Consider the following 8,237-nt stretch of genomic DNA (forward strand, 5'->3'; position numbering starts at 1 on the left):
GCCGAAGCAGCCGCCCGTGCGGGCCGTGCCGGGGCCGGCGGCGAGCGCCACCGCGGGCGCGAGCTGCCCGACGATCCCCCCGGCCCGGCACCGGGCGGCCGCCGCCGCGGCGATCTCGCCGACCAGCTCCCGGTCCCAGGTGGCCGCCCGGGCCATCGGCGGGGGGAACCGCGTCGCCCCCCGCGGCTCGGCCAGCGCGATCGGCAGCGCCGGGATGCGCATCCGGGTGCTGGTGATCAGCTCCAGCTGCAGCCTGCGCACGGCGCGGTTGGACTCGGCGACGGTCATCGCGGGCACGGCCAGCACGCCCGGCGGCATGTCCAGCAGCCCGGGGGCCAGCTCCGAGTCGGCCGCCGGGAGCAGGGTGCCGACCAGCTGGCCGATCTTCTCGCCCAGCGTCATCTGCTCCAGCAGTGCCGTGATGAACGGCTCCGGGCGCTCACCCGGCCCGGGGACCGCGACGACCGGGCCCCGGCGCCCGGGCGGCGGCGCTGCTGGTGGTGGTGGCGGGGGTGTCACTGCGGCCTCACGGCCGCAGACGGTATCCCGTCGGCAGCAGCCGCACGTCCCGGTCGAGGGTGAGCAGGCCCCACAGGCCGCGCCGGGCCACCAGCGCCGCGGCGATCGCGACGACGCCCAGCACCACCAGGTACCAGACGCCGTAGGGCTCCAGCAGTTGCTGGATGGCGAAGAACACGACGGCGCCCACGACGGGCCCCTCGATCGTGCCCAGCCCGCCGATCACCACCATGAAGATCATGAACGCCGACCACTGGACGCTGTAGATCGAGTCGGGCTGGACCCGCAGCGAGTCGACCGCGATGAGCGCCCCGGCCAGCCCGCAGCCCGCCGCGGCGACCACGAACACGACCCGCTTGGCCGCGCGCACCCGCACGCCCAGCGAGTCGGCCGCGGTGGGCTCGTCGCGGATCGCGGTGAGCCCCAGGCCCAGTCGCGAGCGCATCAGCAGGTAGACCCCGCCCACGGCGAGCACCGCGGCACCGAGCGCGCACCAGTAGGTGATGGCGCCGCGCAGCACGGGCGGGAACACCGACAGCCCGGTGACCGAGGCGCCCGAGCCGCCGCCGACGGCCCGGAACTCCACGGTCACCAGCCGGTAGACCTCGGCGACCACCCAGGTGCCGATCGCGAAGTACCCGCCGTGCAGCCGGAACACCAGCAGCGCCGTGGGCAGCGCCAGCACCGCCGCGCCCACCGCGGCCAGCGCGAGCCCCAGGTAGGGGTTGACCCCGATCAGGTCGGCGACCAGCACCGCGTAGGCGCCGATCCCGATGAAGCCCTGCTGGCCGACCGAGATCATGCCGCCGTAGCCGGCCAGCAGGTTCCACATGGTGGCCAGCAGGACGAGGGTGAACAGCCCGACCAGCAGCCGGGTGATGTTCGGCGCGACCAGGTAGGGCAGCGCGGCCAGCAGGGCCACGACCGGCAGCGCCACCACCGCGGCCGCCCGCGACGCCCGGGTCGTGCGCACGACCACCGGCCCGGTCGCGTCGGTCGCGGCCGGGGTCGTCGTGTCGGTCATCGGACCTCCTCGCGCCGCAGCAGACCGCTCGGCCGAGCCGCCAGCACCACCAGGAACACCAGGTGGCCGGCCAGCACGCCGTAGGTGGGCTGGATCTGGGCCCCGACGGTCTGGGCCACGCCCAGCACCAGCCCGCCCAGCAGGGTCCCCCACAGCGAGCCCAGCCCGCCGATGATCACGGCCTCGAAGGCGAAGATCAGCAGCTGCGGGCCGAGGGTGGGGGTGAACGTGCCGCGCATGCCGTAGAAGACGCCGGCCAGCGCGACGGTGGCCAGCGCGATCGCCGTGGCGACCGCGTAGACGCGCCGGTCGTCGAGCCCCATCAGCGCCGCGGTCTCCGGGTCGTCACTGGTGGCCCGCATGGCCCGGCCGATGGGCGTGCGGGCCAGCACGAGCTGCAGGCCGGCCAGCACCGCCACCGCGACCACCAGGGTGCTCAGGCCCAGCCAGCCGACCGCGATCCCGCCGCCCAGCTCCAGGCCGGCGGTGCCGAAGTCGCCGGCGGGCAGCGAGCGGGTGTCCGCGGAGAACGTCTGCAGCAGCGCGTTCTGCAGCACGATCGACAGCCCGAACGTCACCAGCAGCGGGGCCAGCTCCCCGGCCCGCAGGCTGCGGTGCAGCAGCAGCCGCTGCAGCGCGAAGCCCAGCGCGGCCATCACCGGCACCACCACGACCAGCGCCAGCACCGGGTTCAGCCCCAGCGTCGAGGTGGCCACCAGCGCGAGGAACGCGGCGAGCACGGTCAGGTCGCCGTGGGCCAGGTTGACGATGCGCAGCACGCCGAACACCAGCGAGAGCCCACAGGCGAACAATGCGTACACCCCGCCGAGCAGCAGGCCCTGCACGACGGCGTTGACCCACGTCATGGCCCGGTTCCGATCACAGTTCCCACATCACGCGCCTCACGTGCCGAAGTAGGCCGCGGTGACCGCGTCCGCGGTCACCTCCGCGGCCGCGCCGGTGAGCACCGTGCGCCCGGCGCGCAGGCACAGCACCCGCCCGGCCAGCCGCAGCGCGGTGCCCACGTCCTGCTCGACGACGAGCATCGCCACTCCGGTCGCGGCGATGGTGCCCAGCGCCGCGTAGAGCTGCTCGACGACCACCGGCGCCAGCCCGAGCGAGACCTCGTCGAGCAGCAGCAGCCGGGGCTCGGCCATGAGCCCGCGGCCGATGGCCACGGCCTGCTGCTCGCCGCCGGACAGCGCCCCGCCGGGCCGGTCGCGCAGCCGCCCGACGTTGGGGAACAGCTCGTAGACCGCGTCCAGGCCCCAGCGCCGCCCACCGCGGGCGCGCCGGTCCGCCGCGCCCGCGGCGACCAGCAGGTTCTCCTGGACCGACAGGCTCGGGAAGAGTTTGCGGCCCTCGGGCACCAGCGCGATGCCCAGCCGGGCGCGCCGGTGCGCCGGGAGGCCGCGCAGCTCGACGCCGTCGAACTCGACCCGCGAGCCCCCCGGCTGGGGCACCTGGCCGGCGATGGCGCGCAGCAGCGTGGACTTGCCGGCGCCGTTCGCGCCGATGACCGCGACCGCCTCGCCGGCGCCGACCTCCAGGTCGATCCCGGACAGGGCCTGGAAGTGGCCGTAGTGGGCGTCCAGGTCGCGCACGCGCAACAGTGCCGTCACGAGCCGTCCCCGGTCGGCAGCCCGTCGCCGGCGGCCGGGACCGCGGCCACCCCGCCCAGGCCCTCCACGCTGGAGCCCAGGTACACCTCGCGGACCTTGGCGTCGGCGAGCACCCCGGCCGGGTCGCCCTCGGCCAGCACCGCGCCCTGGGCCAGGCACAGCATCCGGTCGGCGACCTCCAGCAGCGCGTGCACGATGTGCTCGATCCAGACCACCGCGGTGCCGCCGTCGCGGACCTCGCGCACGATCGCGATCAGCTCCGGCAGCTCGGCGTCGGTCAGCCCGCCGGCGATCTCGTCGAGCAGCAGCAGCCGGGGGCCGCAGGCCAGTGCCCTGGCCAGCTCGAGCCGCTTGCGGTCGAGCAGCCGCAGGTCGCCGGCCAGCTCGTTGGCCCGGGGGAGCAGACCGGTGCGCCCGAGGCAGTCCAGGGCCCGGCGCTGCGCGGCGCCCTTGCGCAGGCCGGCGCCGTGCACCGCCCCGACCAGGACGTTCTCGAACACGGTCATGCCGGAGAACGGCCGGGGCGTCTGGTACGTGCGCCCCACGCCGGCCCGGCACCGCTGGGCGGCCGGGGCGCGCGTGACGTCCCGGCCGTCCAGCTCGATGCGTCCGGCGTCGGCGGTGAGCACGCCGTCGAGCAGGTTGAGCAGGGTGGTCTTGCCCGCGCCGTTGGGCCCGACGACGCCGACCGCCGTTCCCTCCTCGACCTGCAGCGACACGTCGTCGACGACGGTCAGGCCGCCGAACGAGCGCGACAGGCCGCGAACCGAGAGCAGCACGGGCGGGCTAGCCGGCCACCGCGGCGCCGAGGGGCTGGACCTCGCCGGCGGTCGGGATGCCCGGCGCCTGCTTGTTGCTGACGATCGTCAGGTCGAAGGCGAAGTCCGTGCCGGTGCGCCACTGACCGCCGACGACCGGGGTCTTGGCCACGTTCGGCACCGGCCCGGAGGTCCAGTCCAGGGGACCGACGACGGTCTCCAGCTGCATCGTCGAGATGGCCGCGGCGAGCCCGGCCTTGTCGTCGATGGACTGCACGGAGCCGAACGCCTTGGCGGCCACCTCGAACAGCGCGTGGGCGAAGCCGATCGGCTGGGTCCACTGCTTCTGGGTGGCCTGGGTGTAGGCGTCGGCCAGCTGCGCGGCGCTCTGCCCGGTCAGCGACGAGGTGAACGGGTGGCTGGGCGACCACCAGACCTCGGTGCCTAGGTTGACCCCGAGCGGGCCGAGGGCCTCCACGCTGGACGGGAACAGCAGCGCCTTGGCCACCGTGGCCAGCTTGGGCTGGTAGCCCTGCTGGGCGGCCTGCCGCCAGAACGTGGTGAAGTCCGGCGGGATCGGCACCCCGAGCAGGATCTCGGCGTTCTGCTCCTTGAACTGCGTGATCTGCGCGGAGAAGTCCTGGGTGCCGTTCGGGTAGTTGCCCGGGTCGACGATCGAGTAGCCGCGCTGGGCCTGCGCCGGCGCGAAGCCGGTGGTGGGGTCACCCCAGGCGAGGCCGTCGGGGTCGTTGGGCCACAGCGCGCCGGCCTTCTTGTTGGTGGGGACCTCGTCCCACATGTCGGCGTAGACCGCCTCCACGTCCTCCAGGCCCCAGAAGAAGTTGAACGTCCATTGAAACTTCGTCCCCTCCTGGCCGCCGCGGCCGAAGAACCACGGCTGCCACGGGGTGACGGTGGCGACGCACGGCATTCCCTGCGCCTCGCACTGGTCGCTCACCGGGTTCGAGGTGTCCGGTGTCGACGAGACCAGCATCAGGTGGATGCCGTTGTTCTGGATGAGGTCCGCGGCGACGTCGGCCGCGCGATTCGAGTCCGATTGGCTGTCGCGCTTGAGGACCTCGACCGGATAGCTCTGGTCGCCGACCTTGATCGGGTTCTGGGTGAAGTATTCCTGTATCGATCCGATGACGAAGTCGTCGGCCTCGCCGAAAGGCGCGAGCGGCCCCGTGCTCGGGCTGACGTAGCCGATCCTGATGGTGTCGCCGCCACCGCCGCCCTCCGACCCCTGCAGGCCAGAGCTGCACGCCGCCGTCGCGCCCCCGGCCGCCACCGCCGCACCGGCCGCGCCCACCGTGCGCAGGAAGCCGCGCCGGTCCAGCCGGAGGGCGCTCGCCCTGTCCACCATGGCACCTCGCGTTTCATAAATGATCATCTGGGGAGGGGACGCGTCAGCATCTTCGGGTCGGGCCGGAGTGTCAACTCGCCGTTGCATCATTGGGCGGTCCGCACTGGCGGTTCGGCCGTTCGTTGGATCGGCTTTCCACCAAGGGGCACAGAACGTAACGATTGTGCGCAGTCGGCGGCAACCGAGTGAAAGGGGGTCAGTCGGCGGGTCTAGACTCCGGCGGCCAACGACCGGATTGCGCGGACGACGCCACGACGGGCCCTCTCCCCGGGCCGATCCGGACCCGGCGAGTCGCTGCGGTGGCCGCCGCATCGAGCTTCACCGAGCTTGGAAGAGGTCGACGTGAGGAAGGATCAGCGCCCGTCGCCCAGCGGGCGTCCGGAGAGATTCGCCCCGCGGAACTGGAGCCTGCGCACGAAGCTGGCCATCGTGCTCGCGGTGCCCGCGGTGCTGGCGATCGTGCTGGGGAGCCTGCGGATCCTCGACCAGGTCTCGCAGGCCGGCGAGCTCGACCGGGTGTCGCGGTTCATCGCCGCCCAGGGCGAGGTGGCCGACATCGTCGGGCTGCTGCAGCAGGAGCGCCTGCGCGCCACCGAGTACGTCAGCGGCGGCCGCGGCGACGAGGTGGGCCCGTTCGAGGAGGCCGGTCGGGCCACCGACGAGGCGGGCGCGGCCGCCCGGCCCGCGGTCGAGGACCTCTACGACGACGACTCCGCGATCGTGGGCGCGCACCGCCAGGCCGACCAGGCACTGGCCCGCCTGCCGGGCCTGCGCACCCTGGTCACCACGTCGAACGCGCCCCCGTCGGCGGTCATCTCCCGCTACGGCGACCTCATCGCCCAGCTCGTGCAGCTCGACAACGCCCTGCTGCGCGGGATCACCACCACCGACGTCAGCGGCCTGGCCACCGCGCTCAGCGGGCTCACCCTCGCCCGCAACGAGGCCTCGCTGCAGGAGTCGCTGATGAACGTGGTCGCGCGCAGCCCCGAGCCCGCGCCGCCGGACCTGGTGGAGCTGCAGGCCAGTCAGGCGCGGCTGCAGCAGGGTCTGGCCGAGTTCCGCGGCGCGCTCGACGCCGGGCAGCGCGTGCGCTACGCGGCGCTCATCGCCGGCCCCACCAACAACGACCGCGTGGTGCTGCTCAACGGGGTGCTCTCGGGCTCGCTGCGGCCGGGGCCCGACAGCTTCGACGACCGGTCCTCCGCGGCGCTCTACGACGCGTTCCTCAGCGAGCTCGACCAGGCCGACGACGGCGTGCGCAACGAGCTGACCAGCACCGCGGCCTCCGCCCGGCAGTCGGCGGTCACCTTCGCCGGGATCAACGCCGGCGTGCTGCTCATCGCGCTGCTCGTCGGCGCGGTGGTGGTCGGTCTGATCGCCCGGCAGATGATCCGCTCGCTGCGGACCCTGCGCCGCGGCGCGTTGGAGGTCGCCGACGCCCGGCTGCCCGACGCGGTCGCCCGGATGCGGCGCGGCTCGGTGCCCGACACCGACATCGTGCCGGTGCCGGTGACCACCCGCGAGGAGGTCGGCCAGGTCGCCAGGGCGTTCGACGCCGTGCACGCCCAGGCGGTGCGGCTCGCCGCCGAGCAGGCCACCCTGCAGGCCAACGTCAACGCGATGTTCGTGAACCTGTCGCGGCGCTCGCAGACCCTCGTCGACCGGCAGCTGAAGCTGATCGAGGAGCTGGAGGCCGGCGAGGAGGACCCGGACCAGCTGTCCAACCTGTTCCGCCTCGACCACCTGGCCACCCGCATGCGGCGCAACAGCGAGAACCTGCTGGTCCTGGCCGGCACGGACATGGGGCAGCGCTCCTCGCGCCCGGTGCCGGCGATCGAGGTGCTGCAGGCCGCGGTCTCGGAGGTGGAGCAGTACCGGCGGGTGGTCGTGCAGTCGACGCCCGACCTCGCCATCACCGGGCGGGTCACCAACGACCTGCAGCACCTGCTGGCCGAGCTGCTGGAGAACGCGACCAACTTCTCCCCGCCCGACTCGCGCGTCGTCATGTCCAGCAGCCGCACCGCCGACGGCGCCCTGCTGGTGGAGATCTCCGACGAGGGCGTCGGCATGAGCCCGTCGGAGCTGGCCCAGCTCAACGACCAGCTGCGCAAGTCCTCCGACGCCACGGTCGAGGCGTCGCGGCGGATGGGGCTGTTCGTGGTCGGCCGGCTGGCCGCCCGCCACGGCATCGACGTGGGGCTGTTCGCGGGCTCGGCGATCGGTGGCGGCAACCCGGCCGAGCGGGGCGCGGGGGCCAAGCCCGGTTCCGGGTTGACCGCGCGCGTCTGGCTACCGCGCCAGCACATCGCCGAGCGGCAGGGCGCCGCTCCACAGCAGGTGTCACAGCAGGTGTCACAGCAGCCGGCGCTGCTGCGCCACGGAGGAGCGGACGCGGCGCCGGCCGGCGGTCTCGGCACCCGCCCCGGCCAGCTCCCCGGCCACGAGATCGGCCGGCCTGCCCCGGCGCGGCCGTCCGGATCGCCCGTGGTCGCGTCGCCGATGCGCGGAGCGCGCCCGGTGACGGACCGCGCCGAGCCCGAGCCCTTCCGCGAAGCGTTCGGCGAGCCCGGGTCCCGCCCGGTACCCGCGCCGCGGCAGGCGCCGGCCGTGCCCGCTCCGCGTCCGGAGCTGCCGGCCCGGATCGAGGTGCCCGCCCAGGTCGAGCGGTCCGCGCCGCTCGAGCTCCCGGCCGTGGAGCTGCCGGTGTCGGAGAGCGACGCGGGCACGCTGTTCGCGGCGCGGACCCCGCCCCCGCCGCTGCCCGACCCGTTCGCCGCCGAGCGCCCGCCGGATCCGTTCGCCCAGCCGGGCGCGGTGCAGCGCCCGTCGCTGAGCGTCGACGTCCCCTCGGGCTGGTTCCGCGTCGTGCCGCCCGCGGTGGAGCGGGCCGCCGCGGCCATGGCGGAGGCCGGCGCCCGCTCCGGGTCCGGGCGGGAGCGGGCCGGCCG

The 8,237-nt window shown here is 74.5% G+C and carries 7 protein-coding genes; 1 reads left to right on the forward strand and 6 read right to left on the reverse strand.

What is annotated here, in order from left to right; translation table 11 throughout:
* The 6 genes from KIK08_RS42080 to KIK08_RS35280 all read right to left on the reverse strand — a co-directional run.
* The coding region (locus KIK08_RS42080) for a glycoside hydrolase family 3 N-terminal domain-containing protein (protein ID WP_308258094.1) at positions 1-519 on the reverse strand (519 nt) is incomplete at its 3' end.
* A gap of 7 nt (positions 520-526) precedes the next feature.
* Positions 527-1,543 (reverse strand): branched-chain amino acid ABC transporter permease, encoded by a 1,017-nt coding sequence (locus KIK08_RS35260; protein ID WP_214407658.1) that lies wholly within the window; start codon positions 1,541-1,543, stop codon positions 527-529.
* The gene (locus KIK08_RS35265; RefSeq protein WP_214407659.1) at positions 1,540-2,409 is read right to left on the reverse strand and encodes a branched-chain amino acid ABC transporter permease; all 870 of its coding nucleotides are present in this window, start codon (positions 2,407-2,409) and stop codon (positions 1,540-1,542) included. Before KIK08_RS35265 ends, KIK08_RS35260 begins: the two co-directional genes overlap by 4 nt.
* A gap of 36 nt (positions 2,410-2,445) precedes the next feature.
* The gene (locus KIK08_RS35270; RefSeq protein WP_214407660.1) at positions 2,446-3,165 is read right to left on the reverse strand and encodes an ABC transporter ATP-binding protein; all 720 of its coding nucleotides are present in this window, start codon (positions 3,163-3,165) and stop codon (positions 2,446-2,448) included.
* Positions 3,162-3,944, reverse strand: a complete 783-nt coding sequence (locus KIK08_RS35275) for an ABC transporter ATP-binding protein (RefSeq protein WP_214407661.1) — start codon at positions 3,942-3,944, stop codon at positions 3,162-3,164. The genes KIK08_RS35270 and KIK08_RS35275 overlap by 4 nt, the downstream gene beginning before the upstream one ends.
* A 7-nt stretch (positions 3,945-3,951) precedes the next feature.
* Positions 3,952-5,286 (reverse strand): ABC transporter substrate-binding protein, encoded by a 1,335-nt coding sequence (locus KIK08_RS35280; protein ID WP_214407662.1) that lies wholly within the window; start codon positions 5,284-5,286, stop codon positions 3,952-3,954.
* Positions 5,287-5,631: 345 nt separating this feature from the next.
* On the opposite strand from KIK08_RS35280, the gene KIK08_RS35285 reads away from it, so the two are divergent.
* On the forward strand, positions 5,632-8,237 hold a 2,606-nt coding region (locus KIK08_RS35285; RefSeq protein ID WP_214407663.1), incomplete at its 3' end, for a sensor histidine kinase.

Source organism: Pseudonocardia lacus, assembly GCF_018531445.1.
Taxonomy (GTDB): domain Bacteria; phylum Actinomycetota; class Actinomycetes; order Mycobacteriales; family Pseudonocardiaceae; genus Pseudonocardia; species Pseudonocardia lacus.

Coding starts and splice junctions, on each gene's coding strand:
- KIK08_RS35260 (WP_214407658.1), bottom strand. CDS start 1,543: ATGACCGACACGACGACCCCGGCCGCGACCGACGCGACCGGGCCGGTG.
- KIK08_RS35265 (WP_214407659.1), bottom strand. CDS start 2,409: ATGACGTGGGTCAACGCCGTCGTGCAGGGCCTGCTGCTCGGCGGGGTG.